The organism is Psychrobacter sp. DWR1-2-3, assembly GCF_049896465.1.
GTDB classification, from domain to species: Bacteria; Pseudomonadota; Gammaproteobacteria; order Pseudomonadales; family Moraxellaceae; genus Psychrobacter; species Psychrobacter maritimus.
On the sequence record NZ_JAFCUJ010000003.1, the window covers coordinates 380412 to 402185 of the forward strand.

Consider the following 21774-nt stretch of genomic DNA (forward strand, 5'->3'; position numbering starts at 1 on the left):
GGCAATTTTTTATAGCTTGGCAGTATCTCTATTAGACAATTTTTGAGGGTAGTAACATGGCAAAAGCTAAAACCGACATGCTGTTAGACTTTGTCTATGATGGGGTAAACCGGCGCGGACAAAAAGTGAAAGGCGAGACCACCAGTCGTAGCTTGGAGCTGGCAAAAGCCACCTTGCGCAAACAAGGTATTACGGTTAAAGGCATCAAGAAAAAGCCAAAGCCACTCTATACCTTCAAAAAATCTATCAAACCTATTGATATTGCCATTTTTGCCCGTCAATTGGCCACCATGATGAAAGCAGGTGTGCCGCTGACCCAGTCTTTTGAGATTGTCGCCGACTCACTTGATAATCCAAGCATGAAAGACTTGGTTCTGCAAATCAAAGCTGATATTGAAGCAGGTGGTACCTTTGCGTCGGCATTACGTAAGCATCCGCGTTACTTTGATGATCTGTTTTGTTCTCTTGTCGACTCTGGTGAGCAATCAGGTGCACTTGAAACCATGTTAGAGCGTGTTGCGACCTATAAAGAGAAAAGCGAGCTGTTAAAAGCCAAAATTAAAAAAGCAATGAAATATCCGATTGCGGTTGTTGTCGTTGCCATTATCGTTACTATGATTCTACTGATTAAAGTGGTTCCTGTATTTTCGGATTTATTCGAGTCTTTTGGTGCTGAACTACCCGCTTTTACTCAAATGGTCGTTAATATGTCTGAGTGGATGCAGGCATGGTGGTTTATTTTAATCGTGGTTATTGGCGGTGCTATTATTGGCTTTTCAGAGGCCAAAAAACGGTCTAAGAAATTTCGTGATTTCTTAGACCGTGCGGTTTTAAAAGCGCCAATATTTGGTAATATTGCTTACCAAGCCGTTATCGCCCGTTTTGCACGCACGCTATCAACCACCTTTGCTGCTGGTGTCCCGCTTATCGATGCCTTAGACTCTACCGCTGGTGCAGCAAATAACGTGGTATTTTATAATGCCATTCAGCAAATAAAAAATGATGTCTCAACAGGACAGCAACTACAGTTTGCCATACGCTCAACCAATATCTTTCCAAGTATGGCGATTCAAATGGTCGGTATCGGTGAAGAGTCAGGTAGCTTAGAAGAGATGCTCGATAAAGTGGCTGTCTATTACGAAAATGAAGTCGATAATGCGGTTGATGGGTTGACCAGCTTGATGGAACCTATGATTATGGCAGTGCTAGGTGTACTAGTCGGCGGCTTAGTGATTGCCATGTACTTACCAATCTTCCAAATGGGCGCAGTAGTAGGCTAAAATCTACTACAAGGACAACGACTTCATGCAATTTATTCAGTTATTACAAGAAAATATGACTCTTGCTTTAGTCGTATTTGGTCTACTCGGTCTTTGTGTCGGCAGTTTTTTAAATGTCGTCATTCATCGGTTACCGCTTATGATGGTAGCGGCTTGGCGACAAGAGTGTAGCCAGTTTATGGCTGAGCAGATAGACATGCCGCGTGAACATACGATGCCAGTCGCAAACATTGTCGCCACCGATACGCCTATCACATTAAGCACACCTGCTTCACGCTGTCCTCATTGCGCCCATAAAATAAAATGGTATGAGAATATCCCTTTGATAAGTTGGCTTGCATTACGGGGACGCTGCTCGGACTGTAAAGCCCCTATTGGGCTGCGTTATCCTATTGTTGAGTTGGCGTCCGCCCTACTATCTATCTTGGTCATTTACCAGTTTGGCGTCAGCGCCGCTGGATTATCTGCCCTAATTTTGGTCTGGACGCTGGTAGCATTGACCGGTATCGACTTTGATACCCAGCTACTGCCTGACCGCCTGACTTTTCCATTAGCAGGATTAGGCTTGGCGGTAAACTCTCAAGGCTGGTTTGTATCCCCTACTCAGTCCATTTGGGGGCTATTGCTTGGGTTTCTATCTTTGTGGGTTGTGGTCAAAGTCTTTTATCTCATCACTAAAAAACATGGCATGGGACAAGGTGACTTTAAATTATTGGCGGTGTTAGGTGCTTGGCTTGGCCCTATGATGTTGCCGTTAATTATTCTACTGTCGTCACTGCTTGGTTCAATCGTTGGGCTTATTCTAATGAAAAAACAAGGGGAAAGTCGTCCTTTTGCCTTTGGTCCCTACATCGCGATTGCCGGTATCATCGCTTTACTATACGGCTCAGACATCGTCAATTGGTACCTAGGGATGTATACTTAGCCATCTATCCTATGCAAGTAGACCCGCAATTTCTAAAAACAGGGTCTTTAACCTGCTAGAATAGGTTATTGCTGTATTACGGTCATCCCTCTTTTATCAGTTAAATAAGTCATCATTATGTCAAATTACGCCTCATCTTCGTCTTATTTCTTTCAACCACAGCCTCACCAAGCCAAAAGTAAGACATTGGTCATCGGTTTAACCGGTGGTATCGGCAGCGGCAAGTCGGCGGCAAGCGACTGGTTTGCCCAGCAAGGGATTGATATTATTGATGCGGATGTGATTGCTCATCAAGTTGTCGCTAAAGGTAGTACCACTTTACGCAAAATCAAGAGAAAATTTGGCGATTGGGTGTTAAAGGCCGATGGTGAAATGGATCGTGCCGCTGTTCGCACCCATGTCTTTACTCATCCTGAAGCGTTAATTGAGCTTGAAGCAATCACCCATCCAGCGATACGTGAAGCGGCGAAACTGCAACTAGCAGCCAGCACGTCACCGTACGTGGTGCTATCAGCGCCGCTACTCATTGAAGGCGCTGAAGCTGGGCTTGCCAATTTATGCCACCGTATTTTGGTAATGGATGCCACCGAGGACACCCAACTTGCGCGTGCCAGCCAGCGTGACGAGCAAAGCGTACAAAAGATTAAAGCCATTATGGTCAATCAGCTAAGCCGCGAAGAGCGTAATCGTTATGCAGATGATGTGGTACTCAACGAGAGCGATCTTGCGGCGTTATATGTACAGCTTGAGCCTTTACACCAAGACTATCTTACGCTTGCCCAGCAGCTAAAGTTCGCTGCCGATTAATCTCATAGAGCGCCATACCGGTAGCAACACTCACATTTAAACTCTGTAAATTACCATGCTCGTTGCCTGACATCGGAATATAAACCAGCTCATCGCAGCTCTCTGTTGTCAGGCGACGCATGCCCTCGCCCTCTGATCCCATAATAATCGCGGTTTTGCCCGTCAAATCTGCCTCATGTATTGGCTTAGCCTCTGCATTTAAGGCAGTACCAAAGACAAATACACCAGCGTTTTTAATTTTGCTTAGCGTACGTGCCAAATTGGTCACACTGACGATAGGCATCATCTCTGCTGCTCCTACCGATACTTTAGCAACGGTTGGCGTCAAGCTTGCCGCATGGTGTTTTGGACAAATGACCGCATCAACGCCCATGGCCACTGCGGTACGTAAACACGCACCAAAGTTATGCGCATCGGTAATTTGATCAAGCACCAACAATAAACACTGCTCACGTCCAGCAATGGTATCGAGCAAGCCTTCGTCAGCGAACCCTAATGGACGCGCATTAAGCACCACGCCTTGGTGCTGCGGGCTGCCGCACAGTTGCGTGAGCTTGTCTTTTTGCGTCGGTTGAATGCTAATGCCATTATCACGTGCTTGCGCCATAATCGCTTGTACGTGGCTGTCAGTCTCACGTCCTTGCTGCACAAATAAGCTGAGTCCATCAAGCGGACGGTGTTCGAGTAAGGCATCAATTGCATGAATACCATAAAAATAGCTAGGTTTTGCCATAATAGGCCTATTGATTATAAAGTGGGTATCGCGCGCGGCGATAAAGAAGAAAAATATAACGATAATTGTAGCAACTAATCAGCCGCTAAACGAAATATTATTATTAAAAAAATCGTCAAAAAAAAGAAACAAACCTTATTTAAGATTTATCTCTTTTTAAGTGCTTCGTTTTAGGTGTCAGAAGTAGCCTTTTAACACCCTTATCCGCATTGACTTTTGATAGTATGAATTTTTAAGAGCTTTATCTTTTAATAGAACTAAGCTTAAATAGCATTAACCTTCTAAATGACAGATATACTGCACGATTTCTTCCGTGCGTAAGTTAAAACCACTATTGCCTTCGACCACGAATGATTGGCCTGCGCGGTAGTAGCTGAATTCTTCTTCACCGTTTATTTTGACCTCACACTCACCGCTGATGATTTCGATACGTTCGGAGGTATTGGTGCTAAAGTGATAGTGTTCGACCAAATTGTCGCAAGGCAAAATAACTCCTAACGTTTTATGGCGACCGTCCTCAAACATAATGGTATGGCTTGAGCAACGACCATCGTAGGATATCGTGGCTTGAGCATTGACTGTTACATTGGTAAATTGCGCCGCTGTCATAGTGGCTTCCTTATCAAATAATTATTGCCAAACTAAAAAACCAAATTGAAAAACCAAATTGAAAAACCGAATTGAAAAACCGAATTGAAAAACCAGAGATTAATTCACTGCCTAAATGACAGTTAAAAAACCTCTTTTTAATGACTAATTTTTAACGACTAACACTATATTTAGCTTAATGTCACTAGCAGCTAAACATAGCGTCCGGCTGAGCTTACATTGTCTGAAATATTTATGCACCTCTGACTTTGACCGTCATAGTACTGTCTTTGTTTATCTATAAGACCAATCTTGTAGCGCAGATTGTATAAAAATCTGGTGGTAAGAGTTTATCATTATGTGAGATTATGCTACCACATTATATCTATAAAGTTTGTTACAGCGACTAGGAAAGTTTGCTTTATTATTAAATGCACGACCATACTTTGATTACCTTTAAAATTTGTATTTACTGTCTTTTGCCACCATAATATTTGCCAATCCCCTTTATCTCATTAGCACCATTAACCAAAGCCATTTATTTCCTTATTTACCTATTTTAGACATGAATTATCAGCATAATTGGTGAAGTTCATTGTCTGCCATGAGAGGCGTTGATGCTCGTATCATTAACTTTACATCAGTTTGCATTGATTGCTCAGCATGAGCTGAGTGTGGCTGAAGGCTTCAATGTCATCACCGGTGAGACGGGTGCTGGCAAGTCGTTATTATTGGATGCACTATCCTTATGCGCAGGCGAGCGCGCCGACAGTGCGATGGTCAGACATGGCGCTGCGCACGCCGATATTTATGCCCAGTTTGATGTGGAAAATAATGACGTCGTTGCCGAATGGTTTGCCAAAAACGACCGACCCTTAGAAGAACCTGAAGTCTTGATTCGTCGTCAGCTTAGTAATACAGGGCGCTCAAAAGCGTGGTTAAATGGCACGCCGGTCAGCTTGGCGGAGCTTAAAAGCTTGGGCGCCTTACTGGTTAATATTCATAGTCAACATGCCCAGCAAGCATTACTTAAGCCGCAGTTTGTGGTGCAATGGCTGGACGAGATGGCACAAATCACGCCACTTGCAGAACAAACGGCCAGCAGCTACCAAGCTTATCAGCAGCTTAAACGCCGAGCTGCTGATATCGCAAGCCGCGAAGCCCAGCGCCAAGACCGTATGCAACTGTTGCAAAGCCAGCTTGCCGACATTGAGCCACTACTCGCCGTTGATTATGCAGAAGTTGAAGCGGAGCACGAAGAGTTATCCAATATTGAAGCATTAATGCAAGAGGCCAGTCATGGCTTGCACCTACTCGATAATGATAGCGATGAGCCAGATGTCATGACCTTGCTCGGGCAAGCGATTAAGCTTTGTGACAACCAAATGGGCGTCAGTCAAACCTTTGAGCAGGCTTCCGAACAGTTGCATTTAGCACAGCAGCAAATCACTGAGGTCACGGGCTTACTATCGGATTATGCTGAGCAACAGCTACCTGACCCTGAGCGCCTGCAAACACTCGATAGCTTAATCAGTCTCGGGCATCGTTTGTCACGTAAGCATGGCTTGCCAGCAAATGATTTAATCGATGAAGCAAAAGGTTGGGAAGCACAATTAGAGCAATTAGAAGACGAGCCAAGCAGCGATGCGATGGCGGCGCAAATCGAGCAAGCATGGCAAGACTATCTCACGCTCGCAACGCAGTTAAATAAAGAGCGCTCAAAAGCGGCGCCAATGGTCAGTAAGCAGCTGATTAAGCAATTACAACCGCTTGCCCTGCCCAACGCCCGCTGCGAGTTTGTCTTTACCAAAAAGGCCGATACGAGCCAATATAGTGCGCAAGGCTGCTATGATATTGATTTATTATTTAGCGCCAACGTCGGTATGCCGATGCAGCCATTACACAAGATTGCCTCGGGCGGTGAGCTGTCACGAATGGCGCTGGTGATGCAAGTATTGCAAGCGACCAATGCTGATAATAATGCCGCCAAGCCGATGCTCGTCTTTGATGAAGTCGATGTCGGTATCAGTGGCGGCACCGCGCAAGTGGTCGGTGAGTTATTACGCGCGCTTGGGCAGACGCAGCAGCTGCTTGCCATTACCCACCAAGCACAAGTTGCGGCACAAGCACATCAACATATCTTGGTACAAAAACATCATGATGAACAAACCGAAAGCGAGCTGTTAATATTGACCGATAGTGCGCAAGTCGATGAGCTGGCACGTATGTCTGGCGGTGTGACCATTACTGATGTCACCCGTGACCATGCCCGTAGTTTATTGACCGATGTTAAATAAACATTTACGGTGCACCATTAATGTCGAATAAGCGCTAAATATTTGCTTTGGTTGATTTTTTACTCAGTATCGCCATATAGTGGTGTGTCATCTCTGTTATTTTACCATTCACATTAGGTTGCGTTTTTTGCTATGTCCAAAGCCAATTTGACCCATCATTTCTTAATTGCGGCACCCGAGCTGTCAGACCCACGGTTTGAGCAGGCGCTGATTTATATCTGTCGTCACGATAAACATGGCGCACTCGGTCTGATGGTCAATCGGCCATTAGAGCAGTCGCGCGTCGGCAAACTGTTAGAGGATTTAGACATTGAAGTGACTGACCCACAAGTGATGGAAGATGTGGCGTTAGAAGGTGGTCCTATGTATCCAGAAGTTGGCTTTGTCCTGCATACGGGGCAGCCAGAATGGGCATCGTCTTTTGCAATCTCAGAAAACGTCTGTATCACTACCAGTCAAGATATCCTAAAACGTATCGCCGCCGGTCAAGGTGTTGGGCATTATCAGCTGTGCTTAGGTCATGCCAGTTGGGGTAAAAAACAGCTCGACCAAGAGCTCAATAACGGCGACTGGCTCGTCTGCCCTGCTGATTTAAACTTATTGTTTGATACGCCATTTGAAGAACGTTGGCAAATCGCGGCCGATAAGATTGGCGTTAATTTTGACTATTTAAGTAGCGATATTGGTCATGCCTAGCGTTATATATTGAGTGCTATATACTTAGCAGCATTTTCTTAATAAAGACAGAAATAGGAAGTACCCCTGATTATGGTAGATAGCACGCTTATAACAGATACGACAGCTGTCGATCCAGCCATTAAGCCGCATCTTATTTTGGCACTCGATTATGGCGTCAAAAAGATGGGCATGGCGTTGGGTAATACCATTACCGAAACTGCGCGCGCCTTTGATATCTTGGCGATGAATAACGGTCAGCCTGATTGGGATAATCTGCTCGGTATTATCAAGGTTTGGGGCGTGGCAAAAGTGGTGGTCGGATTGCCACTGAATATGGATGGTAGCAGCTCAATGCTGTCTAAGCGGGCGCACAAATTTGCCCGCCGCTTAGCGCATAGAGTTATGGAGCAGCATCTGCCGGTAGTCGTGAGTCTTTGCGATGAGCGCCTGACCTCGGTGGCAGCAAGGGAAATTGCGTGGGAAAACGGTTGGATTAAAAACGAGCGCGACCCGATTGATGATATCTCCGCCTGTATCCTGATGTCGACTTACTTTGCTGATCCCAGTAGCAGTATCGCCATCGACGCGATTAAAGCGGATTAAGATAGCAGTAAGTCCATTGCTAACATACCGCGCCTCTTTGCTATATTATCTAAACGAATAAATGACTGATTAATATGACCACTGTCTCAGACCAATCTTTGCAAAACAAGTCGCAACGTGGCTTTGCGCCGCTAGCGATTGCGCGTATCAAAGGCGCTCAGCGAGCAAACCAAATAGCGATTTATCTTATTTATGCCGCTATTCTCGCCTTTATGGTCTTTGGCACTATTGCCAGTATCAGAGCCTTTCATGACAATCAGCTGCTTTATCAACTTTTCTATAACTTGCCCTATGCTTTGGTTGCGCTCACGATTCCTATTACTATCTATGATGCATTGGTGATTTATCGTTATCGCTTAAATCAGCCATCGATGATTGCTATGAGTATTGGCGTATCGACGGTTATATTACTTGGCGGGCTATTATTTGCTGATACTGCTTGGTTAGGATTGGCGTGTTGGCTTGGGGTGGCGTTTTTATTTAAGGTGAGCTTTAAACGCTTTTTTAACTTTTTAGAAGCTGAAGAAGAAGCCGAAATCGCTGAAGAAGTGTAAAACAGCTGAACAGAAAATAATGCTAAGCAATAGATAGCAAAGAACTTTTTTAACCATACTTTATTAATTTAAAACGACGACTATGACAACTTCAATATCTGATAGCACGATTCAACATCATCTAGATACCCAAGGGCTTATTTGCCCTGAGCCAGTGATGATGCTGCATCGAATCATTCGTAAAGCCGAAGCCGGTGCGGTGATTGAGATACTCGCCACCGACCCTGCAACCACTCGCGATATTCCTAATTTTTGCCGTCATTTGGGCCATGAGCTTGTGCAGCAAGAAACGCTTGCTGAAAATGTACCTTTAAATGTCGATCCGGATGAAATCACGGTTGCTGACGATAATAACGCGCCAATCAGCGCCACGCTTTATCGGTATTTGGTCAAGAAAAAGAATGCTTAAATGTATTTGATTGACCCTAGAAAATTAGTAACCTAAGAGCACTAAGAACGTCAGTACGTTAATAAAGTAACAGCAGTAATAGCATCAAGATATCTTTGCTTTGTACGAAACATATCATTCACAAATTAAAGGTAGATAGCGTGTTAGCAACCCAAAAGCAGTATGTGCAGTGGCAGGAAAACAAAGACGGAAACGAAACCTTACATCAAGCCCGCTGGTTGTCGGAAAGCAATCATGTGCCGCCTGCACGTATTGTATTGATTGATGATAAAACGACCGCAGATGAGGCTTACCGTTTGGCTTGCGAGGGCACATCACTACTGTGGCGCGGTGACTTTCATAATGCCAAGCAATTGCTACAAGCGCTCAACCGACGTATCGAGCGTACCAATGAGCGCTCTGAGCAGCGTAAAATAAAAAAAGCAGCAAATCAGTCTGCTAAGTCTAATAAAACTGCAGCTGAATCTTCAGAGTTATCCAAAGACATTCCCAACTTATTTCATCAGCAGCGCCAAATCCAAGCCCAGCGTGCGCGTATCTTAAGCCGCTTGCTATTAGAACTTGATGCCAATTATGTCAGCCAGTTACGCCGCGCTCCCGATGTGAGTGCAGCTTGTATAGCTGCTTTTGGCGAGCTGAAAGAGTTGTGTGTGCTGTCATTTCGTGACCTACAAGGGGCGCTTGGCGCAGCACAGTGGCGCGAAAAAGGCGTCCCAATTGAAAGTTTAGGTCTATCGATTTTCCCGCATTATGGTGTTTTTGCGCCAACACGGCATGAGTATGTGCAGCTATTGCTCGATGCGCCATTGCCGAAAATTCATGATGTCGCCTATGATATTGGTACGGGCACTGGGTTGCTGGCAATTATCTTAGCGCAGCGCGGTGTCAAACAGGTGATTGCTACGGACTTAAATCCGCGGGCTTTGGCCTGCGCCAGCGAAAACTTTACGCGCCAAGGGCTAGCTAACGTGCAGTTGCAGCAAGCAGACCTTTATCCGACTGATGCGCCACTTGCCAATTTAATTGTCTGTAATCCACCTTGGTTGCCTGCTAAGCCGAGCTCGCCGTTAGAGTTCGCCGTTTATGATGCCAACAGTGCAATGCTGCGTGGGTTTTTGCAAGGCGCGAAATCTCATTTAGCTAAGCAAGGAGAAATCTGGTTGATTCTGTCGGATTTGGCTGAGCATTTACAATTACGTACTCGTGAGGAATTATTAGGCTGGTTTGCAGATAGCGGTTTGAAAGTAAAGTACCGTCTCGATACCAAACCTAAGCATGGTCGCAGCCAAGATAATACCGATCCGCTATTTGCAGCGAGGAGTAGCGAGGTTACTTCGTTATGGTGCTTAGAAGCTGCCTAATCTTTAATAATTGATAATTAATAATTGAGTATCAAATTATGAGCCGCGACCGTGCTGTGCAACAGCGCCAACCTAAAGCGCTAGCCGTTGATGATGAACCTACTTATATCACTGAGTTTCGTCAAGCGATGCTTGCCCGCGGACTTGCAACGCGGACGCGTAACGCTTATGTGCGCGATTTGCGTTCTTGCGAGTTGACCAATCCTATCGCGCTGACGAAATGGCAGCCTGAAGACGTGCTGCACTGTCTATCAACCCTTACCCAAGAAGGCAAAACGCCGCGCACGCAAGCACGTATGCTGTCAAGCTTGCGCCAGTTCTACCTTTGGATGATTGCCAGTAATCTGCGCGAAGATAATCCGTGCGAGCGTATCAAAAGCCCCAAATTAGGTCGTCCACTGCCAAAAGATTTGAGCGAGGCAGATGTCGATAACCTATTGGCGGCACCTGATAGCAGCACGGCGCTCGGTCTGCGTGATAAAGCCATGTTAGAGGTGCTCTATGCGTGCGGTCTACGGGTTAGCGAGTTGATTAATCTATCGCTTGAGCAAGTCAATCTAAACTCTGGTTGGCTACAAATTACCGGTAAAGGTAATAAAACCCGACTGGTGCCACTCGGCGAATACGCAGCAGATGCACTGGAAGATTATCTAACGCATGCTCGTGGCGATTTGATTGCGCATTTGAAATCGGGTAATTGCCAAGCGGTGTTCTTGACCGCGCAAGGTGGTTATATGACACGGCAGAACTTTTGGTATCTATTAAAGAAATACGCCAAAGTTGCCAGCATTGATAAAGAATTATCACCGCATACTTTACGTCACGCCTTTGCTACGCATTTATTAAATCATGGTGCGGACTTGCGTAGCGTGCAGTTATTACTGGGGCACAGTGATTTATCAACGACACAGATTTATACCCATGTGGCGACGGCAAGATTACAGAAGTTGCATGCCGAGCATCATCCGCGCGGTTAAAGTTAAAACTGACTATTTATTGATGATTGTAAAAGGAATATAACGTGTTGCAAGCTCAGCCATCTACTCTGCCTACCCTAACAAAAGGGCAAAATTCTGCCCTCAAAAACCTTACCATTATGGGTTACTTAGAAGGCACTTCTTTTTTATTATTGCTTGGTATCGCCATGCCACTAAAATATATGATGGGCATTCCTGAGGCAGTGAAATATATCGGTATGGCGCATGGAGCATTGTTTATCGCCTATATTTTGATGCTGTTGATTGCAACTAGCAAAATCAAAATGCCGCTATGGGCAATGCCTGCAGGTGTGCTCGGCTCATTTTTACCATTTGGTCCGTTTATATTTGATCATTTATTAAAAAAGAACCTGAGAAAGTAGAATTAAAGGTTTTTCGGTAACAAAGATGTGCTGAATTTCTATAATTTCTTAGATGTAGGGTGCGCCTTGTGGACAAATTTTAGACATCATTTTGATTAAGGTGCGCATGACACACCCTACTCATCTTCAAATGACGCAATCATATATTTGCAGTCATGTAATAGTCGCCTTGCGATGCGGTTTAGCCCTGATAGTAGCGGATAGCAGGATTGGCTCCCATCACAATTTTTGCAATAACAACTTCCCATAATACAATTCTAGCAATAGGATGCTGCAAACCTGCCCTTTTCTCGTTACAATAGCCTCAATAAAGTGCATCATGATATGCACGCTGTCCGATTGAGCAGCGCACCCCTTTTAATTATCCAATATCCGAGAATCCCATGAGCCATAGACCCCCTGCTGACCTATTAAAAAGCGCTGAACACTGGCGTGAAGATATTAACTTTCGCCAAGATGTGCTTGGCAAACCGTTTGATTTTGCGACCACGTGGGGTATTTTTTCACCGCAAAAGCTCGATGATGGCAGCTTGATGCTACTTGATTATGTGGATTTTCAAGCGGATGATGATTCGATCGATTTGGGCTGTGGCTATGGCGTGCTTGGCATGACAGCAGCGCGTGAATGCCCGAATGGTCTGCATACCTTGATTGATAAAGATTTTATGGCGGTAGAATATGCGCGCCTGAATTGTGAGAAAAACGGTCTAAAAAATGTCGATGTGCATTTATCAAATGGCTTTAATCATGTGGCAAAAGACAAAGACTTTAGCCTTGTGATGTCGAACTTGCCCGCCAAAGTAGGTAAAGAGCAGCACTATTTATACTTCCTTGATGCTTATGCACGTATGCGTCAAGGTGGGCGTTTTTATGTGGTGACCATTAATGGCTTACGTCAGTTTATGAAACGCTCGTTTACCGAAGTATTTGGCAATAGCGAAAAAGTCAAACAAGGTAAAACCTATACCATTACCATGGCGACCAAAGACTAAGCTTAAGCAACTTAAAAGCTGAGCAAACAAAAAGCCCGCTAACACAATGATGTGTTAGCGGGCTTTTTTATGGCTAAATTTTTAGAACTATATTTTTAAAGTTATATTTTTAGAACTATATTTTTAGAACTATATTTTTAAAACTACATTTGCCGCTTAAGCAAGTATCCACCCAATATCGCACTGGCGATAATTGGCAATAGCACCATTAATAATGGCGAAAAACCAGTCGCCAATGAGACAAAGCCAACCAAGTCTTGCACATAACTAAACAGCAAGCCAAATAGTAATGCCACGACGATACGCAAGCCCAAGCTATGCGTGCGTAGTGAGCCAAAGACGAATGAGCAAGCAACAATCACTAGCGATAAAATCGATAACGGTGAAAGCAGCTTTTGCCAAAATGCCAACTCATGACTTAACGAGCGCGTGCCTTGTTGGCGCATAAATTGACGATGCTCATACAGCTGGGTTAATGACAAGTCTTCGGCCTTACGAGTGAGTAAATACACCGACTCAGGCGCAAAAGGCAAACTCAAGGTATCTGACGGTGCGATAGCTTGGCTACTCTCAAAGCCCTGGCCAATCATCAGCTTGGTCATATTATTCAGCTGCCACTCGTAACGGTATTGCTCGCTCGGCTTGCTGCTATTAGTATCTATCGGTTCGCGGCCGATATATTTGCCGCCCTCAGCATGAATAGCAGTTTGCAGATTGCCATTATTATCCAAATGCCAACGTTTAACTTCGCCGATATTGCCTTGCACATCGGCATAATCGATATACAAAATATCGCTACCATCTGGCTTGGCACTGCCGTCTTTTGTACTCTCAAAGCGCGGCTGTACCGTCCAATAACCACGTACCGAGGTGACAAGCGAGCTATTATCTTCATCGTTAATCTCTTGCGCCAATTGATTCGAATACGGCAGGACAAACTGATTAATCACCAATGCCAATAGCACAAAAATCAAGGCAGGCTGCAACACCCAACCGACGATACGATAAACACTGACGCCAGCGGCGCGCATGACGACCAGCTCGCTTTTATTGGCAAGTAAACCCAAACCGACCACGGCGCCAAGTAACGCGCCCGTTGGGATAAACTGCTCTAAGAAGTACGGCGAGCGATAAAAGATATATTTAATCGCCTCGCCCATCGTATAGTTATCATCTAACGAATCTAACTCAGACAAATAAGAAAATACCAGCTGCAATGCCCACAAGCCTATAACCGCGCCGATGATAGCAAGCAAAGCGTTTAGTTTAACGTAACGGCTGAGCACTTTTAGATTGGTTGGTTTTGGCGCAAGTTTTAGCTTATGGCTTGGCGAATTTGGCTTTGATGAATTAGACGATGATGATTTAGAGAATAAAGCGCTCATTAGGATTGTCCTCCTTGTGAGCCATTGCTTTTATGGTCAATATTGCCTTGATGCTCGCTAACGGTTAACAGCTCATCTGGTTTGCGAAAGCGCAAACGATGTTGGACGCGGCTGCCCCAGTTCATATAAAGCGCCAATGCCATAAAGCCTAATACCAACCATGCATACGCCCAAACGCTAACACTGCCTTTACTCACCGCATTTTTGAGAGAAATAATACCCAATGCACAGCTGACAAATAATAAAATCGATGGGAACAAGCGCAACCAGCGACCTTGACGCGGACGTACTTGCGCCAGTGGCACGGCCAGCATTGGTGCAATAATCATGAGCCAAGGCAAGGCCAAGCGATAGCCAAGCTCTCCTTGCGCTGCTCGAAGTGCATTTTCACTATTCACTGCTGTACTGCCCGTTGCGGCTTGCCATAATGGACCAATTGCTTGGGTTTCGATATTGGCTTCGGTGATAACTTCTTTGGAGGATTCGGTCAAGGTGATACGGTAGCGATCAAAGCCCACTTGATTGTATTTTAGGCTGCCCGCGCCGACTTCATAGCGGCGACCTTGGAACAAATCTAGTTGAGTAACGCCGCTACTGCCGGTATCTACTTGCTGAGCGCGTTTAGCAAGGGTAATGGTATCCTTACTGATACTATTATCGCTTATAAGCGCATTTGGCAGCTCTGGGATATTGAGTTGCTCAGCGGTTTCTGGGTCGATATTGTTATTAACATCAACGGCCGCATTTTTTGCCGCACTGCCTTTAGGCTTAGGCTCAGATTGAATCAATATCACATCTTGCAATTGTTTTTTATCATCACTCAAGCTGCCGACATACAAATGATAATTGCCACTACTGATAAACTGATTGGGACGTATCAAATCAAAAGCACTGGTCAACGCTTGCTGCTGCCAAACACTTTCTGATGAGCGCACGCCCCACGGTTTACCAACAATAGATAAGGCTGCCTCTCCCACAAATAATGCCAATATCAATGGTGTCATCAACCGCCCAAGCTTACCACGCGACACGCCGCTGGCATTAATCACCGCCATTTCTTGGTCAACATACAAGCGCCCAAATACTAGCATGAGTGCGATAAAAAACGCCAACGGTAGGATAAGCTCTAAAAAGTAGGGCAAATTATAACCAATGATGGTAAATAATAAGCTGATGTCTAAATTGCCTTCTGCGGCAATACCAAAATAACGGATTAAACGGCCGCCGAGCATCATCACCACTAAAAACCCCAACACCAAAGCGGTCGTTGAGGCAACTTGTTGAGTCATATAGCGGCGTAATATCACAATAGGCACTCTTTAAGAAAGGTTGGTATGCGCACAATTTAGCGCAGTTTGACTGGCGCTACGTTATAAATAGTAGCGATAAAGATAACCGCTAATCCTAGCATATTTTGCTCAAAAATGGCTGTAAAATGTGTTGGAAAACATTGCCTCTATCTTGCTATAACGCTAGATTAGCTAGCAGATTATAGATAAAAACGAGAAAGCATATAGTGTATATAAGTTATAAGCCTCACTTAATATCAGAGCAACTCTATTAAGTATTTGGCCTATATTTTTGCTTTATGTCATTTAGAAAAGTTTGTTTGTCCTTGGTATCCTTGTTCGCCTATCTTTAAATTTCATTGCTAGACTGAATACCTGCAAAATTTATACTTATAACGCTCAACGGAGAATACTAATGACAAACAAACTCACTTCTACGCCCGCTACTTTACTTGAACTTGCTGGTGGTCAATTTGATGCACTTGATTGGTCAAATTGCGCTATCGTCTTTATTGACTATCAAAACGAATACGTCGATGGGGCGATGCCATTGGGGCAAGCTGGTGCTAACGCCATTAAAAATGCGCGTCTGTTATTAGATAAAGCCCGCGCGCAAGACATTCCTATTGTCCATATCGCCCATCACGGCGCCGATAATGATAAAGTTTTTGATCCTTTATCATCAAATGTCGATATTGTCGCTGAATTACAACCAAAGACTGGTGAAACCGTCATCGTCAAAAAACATCCTAATGCTTTTTACGATACCAAGCTACAAACGCTAATAGCAGGCACGCAAAAGCAGCAAATTATTTTCGCAGGTTTTATGAGTCATATGTGCGTCAGCTCAAGTGTCAGAGCGGCGTTTGATTTAGGCTTTGACAGTTTTGTCTGCCATGATGCCTGTGCCACTCGCGCCTTGCCGAATGATAAAAAAGAAGCCATAAGTGCAGAAGTAATGCACGAGACCGCGATGGCCGCATTACAAGATAGATTTGCCGCTTTAGTCACGACCGCTGAGTTAGTTAAAAGCTAATTTAATAGCTAGATAAAATCTACAACAAGGTCTATAACAGAATATAGAAAACAACCTTGTCTTGTACCTAGATAACTACAAAGACAAACTAGATAAAAAGACCAGCGCTAATGAACGTAGCGAGCATAGCAAAATTGTGCAAATATATTACCTAAGCCTTGCTCACTGCGCACTCGCCTTGCAATATGCTACACTATTGCGATGGCTCATTAGCCCAAACGATTTAACAGGTATAAGCAATTTAAATAAAACCTGCCGTTTTTATCATGCTAATTTCATAACTCTAATAAGGATAATTATATGAATATTAAATTAACCCAAACCCTACCAAAGACGCATACGCAAAAAATTCTTAAAAAAGAAGCCAAAAGTAAAGACGCGGCCTGCCTTGTGGTGCTTATCGATGATAAGAAAAACATCTTAGCTGAAGCCGCATTAAGCGATTATCAAACGCGCATTAAGCAATTGATGGAAGTATCACATTTTAATGGTAAAGCTTGCGAAACCGTCGCTGATTATGCCTTGGCTGGTGATAAAAAAACGGCTAAAGAAAATCCAGTACAGCTGTTATTGGTCGGTGTTGGTAATATTGATAAGCTTGGTCATAGCGTATTGCAAAAAATTGCCAATACCATTTATCAAAGCACGCAAAAACGTGTCGATTCTATTACCGTCGCCCTAGGTGATGCATTAGAAGAAAATCACTTCGGTCAGTTTGCTTTGAATTTACTGGCAGCAAGCTACCGTTTCGATAAATATAAATCTGAGCAAACCACGCCAGTTTTAACCGATATCTATTTATTGGCTGACGAGTCATTAGAAGCTGCGTTAACATTTGCTGAAGCAGTATTCGCTGGTCAAAGCTTAACCCGTGATGTCGCCAATGAGCCGGGTAATATTTGCTTCCCAGCTTATATGGCTGAACAAGCACAAGAATTGGCCACAACCTATCCTGACCTATTAAAAGTCACCGTATTGGGTGAAGATGAGATGTCGGCGCTTGGCATGGGTTGCTTCTTAGCAGTTGCGCAAGGTTCTGCTAAAGAAGGCAAATTGGTACTCATGGAATACCGTGGTAAATCAAACTTCAGCGCTAACGCTAATAAAGGCAGCACTAACAGCGCCAAAGTCGCAGGCGGTCTAAAAGCCTTAGCGGATAAACTACCAACCAAACTGCCTAAGAAATCATCTAAAAATGCCGATGCAAATAGCGAGGTACAAGTTGCCAATGATGACGCGCCTATCGTCTTAGTCGGTAAAGGCGTCACCTTTGATTCAGGCGGTATCTCAATCAAACCGGGTGCGGCAATGGATGAGATGAAGTTTGATATGGGCGGTTCAGCATCGGTACTCGGTACGATTAAAGCTTTATGTGAAGCGCGTCTACCGATTAACGTCGTTGGTGCCCTTGCTTGTGCAGAAAACATGCCATCAGGTGATGCTACGCGCCCTGGTGATATCGTGAAAGCCATGAACGGCAAATCGGTTGAAATCTTAAATACCGATGCAGAAGGTCGTTTGGTATTAGCCGATACTTTATGCTACGTACAACGCTATAATCCAAAAGCGATTATCGATGTAGCAACTTTGACCGGTGCTTGTGTGGTTGCCTTAGGTCACGTACGCTCAGCGGTATTTAGTAATGACGAAGACGTGTTGTTTGAATTAGAAAACGCCAGTCACTTATCGGGCGATTTAATCTGGCATATGCCAATGGATGACGACTATCAAGCGCAGCTTGACTCGCCTATTGCTGATATGCAAAACATCGGTGGTAAAGGCGCTGGTGCTGTGACTGCGGCTTGCTTCTTATCGCGCTTCGTCGAAGAAGGTCAAGCATGGGCGCATTTGGATATCGCTGGCACGGCATGGAATTCAGGTAAAGACAAAGCGGCAACCGGTCGTCCTGTACCATTGTTTATGCAATACCTCAAAAACAGCGCAAACATGGCTTAATCAGTTGTGAATAATTCATTGATGAAGACCAGTTTATGAAAGTTAGTTTTTATGTTTTAAGTGAGAGTAAAGCCCAAGATTTCTTGGGCTTTATTTGTCAGTTGACCCAAACGGCGCTTAATAAAAGCAGCCAGTCGTTACTGATTCTTATCGACAAACAAGATGCCTTGCTATCGACGCTTGATGAAGCACTATGGTCACATGATGCCACAAGCTTTATACCGCATCAGCGGCTTTTAGATTCTAATATTGGTGATGGTACTGATACTGATACTGGCCATAGCGAAAATACGGCTATTAACCCTATTAACAGTCAACCGTTAGCACCCGTTTTATTGGGCAGCTATATGCCCGCCGATTTTAAAGGTATTGTCCTGAATACCACCATCTATCCTGTTAATGACTTTATGGCAGCAACTAATAATACCCAGCCTACTCGGGTACTTGAGCTGATAAAACCTGATGCCAATAGCGTGCAAGAAGGTCGTCACAAATATAAAAGTTATCAACAATTAGGCTATGAGCTCACGCACTTTAAAGTTTAATTTATTGATTTTTATCTTTATTTTCTCACCTTGCTAGCGCCCTTTATTTGCCTAGCGTGCCACGCTTTTTCACTACCCTATAACCCCATGTCTACGTGGGTTAGAGGTAGGCGCTTATCGCAAAAAATGCTACCATCCTTCGATTACTTTTCCGTTCTATTATAAATTTTATATTTATTGACAAAGTCGAGGGTGTATAGATGCGTTCATTGATTGCGATGTATCAGCGTATAGGGCTGGTACCGCTCATTATTATTGGTTTAATATTGGGGGTTTTGATTGGCTGGCTGGCACCAAATATCGGTATTGCGTTAGGATTATTAGGGACGCTATTTGTCGGGGCGCTAAAAGCAGTCGCGCCGATACTGGTATTTATCTTGGTCATGGCAGCCATTAGCCAACACCGTAGCGGCAATGAAGTGTATGTCAAACCTGTGCTTATTATGTATATGTTCGGCACTTTTTTGGCTGCATTAACAGCGGTTGCGGCAAGTTTTTTATTCCCGACAGAGCTGATATTGGTCAATGCCACCATTGAGCAAGTACCACCTGCCAACCTTCAAGAAGTATTGACCAACTTGCTGATGAATTTGGTCGCCAACCCTGTTCAGGCTATCGCTGAAGCCAATTATATTGGTATCTTAGCGTGGGCAATTATCATTGGTTTTGCCCTACGTCAAGCCAGCGATACCGCGCGTACCGTGGTCAGCGATTTTTCTGACGCCATCTCACAAGTGGTCAAATGGGTTATCGCCCTAGCGCCTTTTGGTATTTTAGGCTTGGTTGCCAATACCGTTGCTGAGACAGGCTTTGCCGCGTTGGCGGGCTATGCTCATATCTTGATGGTATTGGTCGGCTGTATGCTATTTATCGCTTTAATCGTCAACCCGCTGATTGTATTGGTTAAAACCGGTAAAAACCCTTATCCATTAGTGTTTGCCTGCTTACGTGAGTCAGGGATTACCGCATTCTTTACCCGTAGTTCGGCGGCCAACATCCCTGTCAATATGAACCTTGCGCGCAAATTGGGTCTACATGAAGACACTTATTCGGTCACCATTCCACTCGGTGCAACCATTAATATGGCAGGCGCTGCTATTACGATTAACGTCTTAACCCTTGCTGCAGCGCATACGCTTGGTATCGAAGTATCGTTTGCATCAGCGCTATTATTAAGTTTGGTTGCGACGATTAGTGCTTGCGGCGCCTCAGGTGTTGCTGGTGGCTCATTACTCTTGATTCCATTAGCAGCAAGCTTATTTAGTATTCCAAACGATATTGCCATGCAAGTAGTGGCGCTTGGCTTTATCATCGGTGTGGTACAGGACTCTGCAGAAACTGCACTGAACTCATCAACAGACGTGTTATTTACTGCCGCTGCTGATCCAAAATATGCGCGCTAGTTTTTAAAACGATACTTGTAAATAATAAATTGTATTTGCAATACCATAAAGGGTCTCATTATAGAGACCCTTTTTTTGTGTTGAATATTGGGTGATTTATTAATTTAAACAGTGATTTTAAATAACTGCTTTAGACTGTTATTGTAAAAACTATTTTAAATGATCGACATCTACTTCAATCACTGGTGTCTGCATGTCTAGCTGGCGTTTAAATTGACGCAATTGTTCCACCTCATCTAATAGCTCAAGTATCAGTCCAATTGCCGGTACGCTCGCTTCAAAGTCGCGGCTAAGGCGTGAGGCACGGCGCACGGTGGTCAATTGATAACCGGTAAATTGCTGACGCTCTGGCACATCATATTCGATGATATTTTCTTCAATCAATTCGATGACCCATTGGCGCTCTTGACCACAGGCAGATACAAGCTCATCTAAGCTCAAGATAATGTCGGTAAATTCAGGCGAGTGTTTCATGGCGATTATCCTCGTTTGCTCTTTATTTTATCGTTATCGTATGGTCTTCATCTCTGCTGTTTGCTTTGTTATATTGCTGCTATTTTCGTAGCTTTTGGCGTTTTTAAATGTGATTTAGTTAACGGCTGATATTGGTCTCAGCAAAGGCTTCTTTAAGCTGCTCGTAGGCTTTGGTAGCGGACTCGCTGCTGATATCAGGGTTAACGATGTTTAAGGTTAAATATAAATCGCCCGCTTGCTTAGCAGGAATACCCTTACCTCTTAAACGTAAATTGCTACCTGATTTGCTATTTTTAGGAATCGTCACGCCAAGCGTTCCTGCTGGGGTACTGACGTTAATTTTTTCGCCCAGTGCCGCTTCCCATGGCGCTACATTGACCGTCTGATAGACATCAGCGCCTTCGATACGGATATTATCCGCATGACGGATTTTTACCTTTAAAAACAAATCACCGTTTTTACCGCCACCAATACCGGCCGCACCTTGCCCTGCTAAACGAATTTGCTTGCCATCAGTAATGCCTTTTGGAATTTTAATTTTCAGGGTTTTATTTTCGTAATCGACGCTGCCATTTGGCTGGCGAACGGGAACGTTTAATTTAATACTATAGTCATCGCCGCTGTAGACTGATGACAAATCAACGGTAATCTCTGCATGTTGGTCTTGACCTTGGCTATTTTGCGACCTAAAACCACCCTGCTGCGATTGTCCGCGCGCGCCGCCGCCACCAAAAGCGGAGAAAATATCGTCGAAGCGAAAACCGCCATCGCCATAAGCTTGGCCTTCGCCAAACTGATCTTTGATATCTTCCCAGCGGAAACCACCCTGACCACCGCTCGCTGATTGCCCACCGAAGCCACCTGCACCGCCCTGACCGGCAAAGGGATTGTTGAGCATGGCATCGTATTCCGCCCGCTTATCTTTATCTCTAATAGTTTCGTAAGCGTTGTTAATTTCCGCGATTTTATTATCAGCGTCTGGATCGTCGCTGACATCAGGGTGGTATTGCCGCACAAGCTTACGATATTTCTTTTTAATCTCAGCATCCGTGGCGTCTTTTTTGACCCCTAAAATGTCATAGTAATTTTTTTCTGCCAT

The 21774-nt window shown here is 44.4% G+C and carries 22 protein-coding genes; 16 read left to right on the forward strand and 6 right to left on the reverse strand.

Annotated elements, in window-relative coordinates; all coding sequences use genetic code 11:
* The first annotated feature begins 56 nt into the window (after positions 1-56).
* The 3 genes from ACP7AA_RS07965 to coaE all read left to right on the forward strand — a co-directional run bounded on the left by ACP7AA_RS07965 (position 57) and on the right by coaE (position 3012).
* Positions 57-1280 carry a type II secretion system F family protein gene (locus ACP7AA_RS07965; RefSeq protein ID WP_298905912.1) on the forward strand — a complete coding sequence of 408 codons (1224 nt, stop codon included), beginning with the start codon at positions 57-59 and terminating at the stop codon, positions 1278-1280.
* A gap of 25 nt (positions 1281-1305) precedes the next feature.
* Complete coding sequence (locus tag ACP7AA_RS07970) at positions 1306-2205, forward strand: prepilin peptidase (protein WP_426223184.1); 900 nt, start codon at positions 1306-1308, stop codon at positions 2203-2205.
* A gap of 117 nt (positions 2206-2322) precedes the next feature.
* Positions 2323-3012, forward strand: coding sequence for a dephospho-CoA kinase (gene coaE / locus ACP7AA_RS07975; RefSeq protein ID WP_426223185.1), 690 nt, complete (start codon positions 2323-2325; stop codon positions 3010-3012).
* Here coaE and rlmB read toward each other — a convergent pair.
* Both rlmB and ACP7AA_RS07985 read right to left on the reverse strand, forming a co-directional pair.
* A complete protein-coding gene (rlmB, locus tag ACP7AA_RS07980) occupies positions 2975-3745 on the reverse strand; it encodes a 23S rRNA (guanosine(2251)-2'-O)-methyltransferase RlmB (protein ID WP_372829532.1) in 771 nt (256 codons plus the stop codon). The two genes, coaE and rlmB, sit on opposite strands and share 38 nt — an antisense overlap.
* A gap of 273 nt (positions 3746-4018) precedes the next feature.
* Complete coding sequence (locus ACP7AA_RS07985) at positions 4019-4354, reverse strand: pyrimidine/purine nucleoside phosphorylase (protein WP_068407914.1); 336 nt, start codon at positions 4352-4354, stop codon at positions 4019-4021.
* A gap of 596 nt (positions 4355-4950) precedes the next feature.
* Between ACP7AA_RS07985 and recN the strand changes: the two genes are divergently transcribed.
* The 9 genes from recN (at position 4951) to ACP7AA_RS08030 (ending at position 12587) form a co-directional block, all read left to right on the forward strand.
* Positions 4951-6630 (forward strand): DNA repair protein RecN, encoded by a 1680-nt coding sequence (gene recN, locus ACP7AA_RS07990; RefSeq protein ID WP_426223186.1) that lies wholly within the window; start codon positions 4951-4953, stop codon positions 6628-6630.
* 132 nt (positions 6631-6762) lie between these two features.
* Positions 6763-7326 carry a YqgE/AlgH family protein gene (locus ACP7AA_RS07995; RefSeq protein ID WP_183619385.1) on the forward strand — a complete coding sequence of 188 codons (564 nt, stop codon included), beginning with the start codon at positions 6763-6765 and terminating at the stop codon, positions 7324-7326.
* A 72-nt stretch (positions 7327-7398) separates the two neighbouring features.
* A complete protein-coding gene (ruvX, locus tag ACP7AA_RS08000) occupies positions 7399-7911 on the forward strand; it encodes a Holliday junction resolvase RuvX (protein ID WP_426223187.1) in 513 nt (170 codons plus the stop codon).
* Positions 7912-7985: 74 nt separating this feature from the next.
* Positions 7986-8465: a hypothetical protein gene (locus ACP7AA_RS08005; protein ID WP_426223188.1), complete on the forward strand. Its 480-nt coding sequence runs from the start codon at positions 7986-7988 to the stop codon at positions 8463-8465.
* 82 nt (positions 8466-8547) lie between these two features.
* Positions 8548-8874, forward strand: a complete 327-nt coding sequence (tusA, locus tag ACP7AA_RS08010; RefSeq protein WP_068033657.1) for a sulfurtransferase TusA — start codon at positions 8548-8550, stop codon at positions 8872-8874.
* A 140-nt stretch (positions 8875-9014) separates the two neighbouring features.
* A complete protein-coding gene (locus ACP7AA_RS08015; protein ID WP_426223189.1) occupies positions 9015-10235 on the forward strand; it encodes a methyltransferase in 1221 nt (406 codons plus the stop codon).
* A gap of 38 nt (positions 10236-10273) precedes the next feature.
* A complete protein-coding gene (gene xerD / locus ACP7AA_RS08020; RefSeq protein ID WP_426223190.1) occupies positions 10274-11212 on the forward strand; it encodes a site-specific tyrosine recombinase XerD in 939 nt (312 codons plus the stop codon).
* A 44-nt stretch (positions 11213-11256) separates the two neighbouring features.
* A complete protein-coding gene (locus ACP7AA_RS08025; protein WP_201629553.1) occupies positions 11257-11595 on the forward strand; it encodes a DUF3817 domain-containing protein in 339 nt (112 codons plus the stop codon).
* A 383-nt stretch (positions 11596-11978) separates the two neighbouring features.
* Complete coding sequence (locus ACP7AA_RS08030; protein ID WP_413500283.1) at positions 11979-12587, forward strand: class I SAM-dependent methyltransferase; 609 nt, start codon at positions 11979-11981, stop codon at positions 12585-12587.
* A 143-nt stretch (positions 12588-12730) separates the two neighbouring features.
* On the opposite strand, the gene lptG is transcribed toward ACP7AA_RS08030, so the two are convergent.
* A complete protein-coding gene (gene lptG, locus ACP7AA_RS08035; protein WP_426223191.1) occupies positions 12731-13972 on the reverse strand; it encodes an LPS export ABC transporter permease LptG in 1242 nt (413 codons plus the stop codon).
* Entirely contained in the window at positions 13972-15261 is a 1290-nt protein-coding gene (locus ACP7AA_RS08040; protein ID WP_296176688.1) for an LPS export ABC transporter permease LptF, read from the reverse strand. The genes lptG and ACP7AA_RS08040 overlap by 1 nt, the downstream gene beginning before the upstream one ends.
* A 415-nt stretch (positions 15262-15676) precedes the next feature.
* On the opposite strand from ACP7AA_RS08040, the gene ACP7AA_RS08045 reads away from it, so the two are divergent.
* The 4 genes from ACP7AA_RS08045 (at position 15677) to sstT (ending at position 20201) form a co-directional block, all read left to right on the forward strand.
* Entirely contained in the window at positions 15677-16297 is a 621-nt protein-coding gene (locus tag ACP7AA_RS08045) for a cysteine hydrolase family protein (protein ID WP_426223192.1), read from the forward strand.
* Between the two features lie 300 nt (positions 16298-16597).
* Positions 16598-18253 (forward strand): leucyl aminopeptidase, encoded by a 1656-nt coding sequence (locus ACP7AA_RS08050; RefSeq protein WP_426223193.1) that lies wholly within the window; start codon positions 16598-16600, stop codon positions 18251-18253.
* A 35-nt stretch (positions 18254-18288) separates the two neighbouring features.
* Positions 18289-18798, forward strand: a complete 510-nt coding sequence (locus tag ACP7AA_RS08055; RefSeq protein WP_426223194.1) for a DNA polymerase III subunit chi — start codon at positions 18289-18291, stop codon at positions 18796-18798.
* Between the two features lie 200 nt (positions 18799-18998).
* Complete coding sequence (gene sstT, locus ACP7AA_RS08060; protein WP_201629547.1) at positions 18999-20201, forward strand: serine/threonine transporter SstT; 1203 nt, start codon at positions 18999-19001, stop codon at positions 20199-20201.
* 150 nt (positions 20202-20351) lie between these two features.
* Here the strand turns inward: sstT and ACP7AA_RS08065 are convergent, their stop codons facing one another.
* Complete coding sequence (locus ACP7AA_RS08065; RefSeq protein ID WP_201564015.1) at positions 20352-20675, reverse strand: chaperone modulator CbpM; 324 nt, start codon at positions 20673-20675, stop codon at positions 20352-20354.
* Between the two features lie 118 nt (positions 20676-20793).
* Entirely contained in the window at positions 20794-21774 is a 981-nt protein-coding gene (locus ACP7AA_RS08070) for a DnaJ C-terminal domain-containing protein (protein ID WP_281490636.1), read from the reverse strand.

What these genes read in the sequence shown, in the direction of transcription:
- ACP7AA_RS07965 (WP_298905912.1), top strand. Translation starts at nt 57, where the DNA reads ATGGCAAAAGCTAAAACCGACATGCTGTTAGACTTTGTCTATGATGGG.
- ACP7AA_RS07970 (WP_426223184.1), top strand. Translation starts at nt 1,306, where the DNA reads ATGCAATTTATTCAGTTATTACAAGAAAATATGACTCTTGCTTTAGTC.
- coaE (WP_426223185.1), top strand. Translation starts at nt 2,323, where the DNA reads ATGTCAAATTACGCCTCATCTTCGTCTTATTTCTTTCAACCACAGCCT.
- rlmB (WP_372829532.1), bottom strand. Translation starts at nt 3,745, where the DNA reads ATGGCAAAACCTAGCTATTTTTATGGTATTCATGCAATTGATGCCTTA.
- ACP7AA_RS07985 (WP_068407914.1), bottom strand. Translation starts at nt 4,354, where the DNA reads ATGACAGCGGCGCAATTTACCAATGTAACAGTCAATGCTCAAGCCACG.
- recN (WP_426223186.1), top strand. Translation starts at nt 4,951, where the DNA reads ATGCTCGTATCATTAACTTTACATCAGTTTGCATTGATTGCTCAGCAT.
- ACP7AA_RS07995 (WP_183619385.1), top strand. Translation starts at nt 6,763, where the DNA reads ATGTCCAAAGCCAATTTGACCCATCATTTCTTAATTGCGGCACCCGAG.
- ruvX (WP_426223187.1), top strand. Translation starts at nt 7,399, where the DNA reads ATGGTAGATAGCACGCTTATAACAGATACGACAGCTGTCGATCCAGCC.
- ACP7AA_RS08005 (WP_426223188.1), top strand. Translation starts at nt 7,986, where the DNA reads ATGACCACTGTCTCAGACCAATCTTTGCAAAACAAGTCGCAACGTGGC.
- tusA (WP_068033657.1), top strand. Translation starts at nt 8,548, where the DNA reads ATGACAACTTCAATATCTGATAGCACGATTCAACATCATCTAGATACC.
- xerD (WP_426223190.1), top strand. Translation starts at nt 10,274, where the DNA reads ATGAGCCGCGACCGTGCTGTGCAACAGCGCCAACCTAAAGCGCTAGCC.
- ACP7AA_RS08030 (WP_413500283.1), top strand. Translation starts at nt 11,979, where the DNA reads ATGAGCCATAGACCCCCTGCTGACCTATTAAAAAGCGCTGAACACTGG.
- lptG (WP_426223191.1), bottom strand. Translation starts at nt 13,972, where the DNA reads ATGAGCGCTTTATTCTCTAAATCATCATCGTCTAATTCATCAAAGCCA.
- ACP7AA_RS08040 (WP_296176688.1), bottom strand. Translation starts at nt 15,261, where the DNA reads ATGACTCAACAAGTTGCCTCAACGACCGCTTTGGTGTTGGGGTTTTTA.
- ACP7AA_RS08045 (WP_426223192.1), top strand. Translation starts at nt 15,677, where the DNA reads ATGACAAACAAACTCACTTCTACGCCCGCTACTTTACTTGAACTTGCT.
- ACP7AA_RS08050 (WP_426223193.1), top strand. Translation starts at nt 16,598, where the DNA reads ATGAATATTAAATTAACCCAAACCCTACCAAAGACGCATACGCAAAAA.
- ACP7AA_RS08055 (WP_426223194.1), top strand. Translation starts at nt 18,289, where the DNA reads ATGAAAGTTAGTTTTTATGTTTTAAGTGAGAGTAAAGCCCAAGATTTC.
- sstT (WP_201629547.1), top strand. Translation starts at nt 18,999, where the DNA reads ATGCGTTCATTGATTGCGATGTATCAGCGTATAGGGCTGGTACCGCTC.
- ACP7AA_RS08065 (WP_201564015.1), bottom strand. Translation starts at nt 20,675, where the DNA reads ATGAAACACTCGCCTGAATTTACCGACATTATCTTGAGCTTAGATGAG.
- ACP7AA_RS08070 (WP_281490636.1), bottom strand. Translation starts at nt 21,774, where the DNA reads ATGGCAGAAAAAAATTACTATGACATTTTAGGGGTCAAAAAAGACGCC.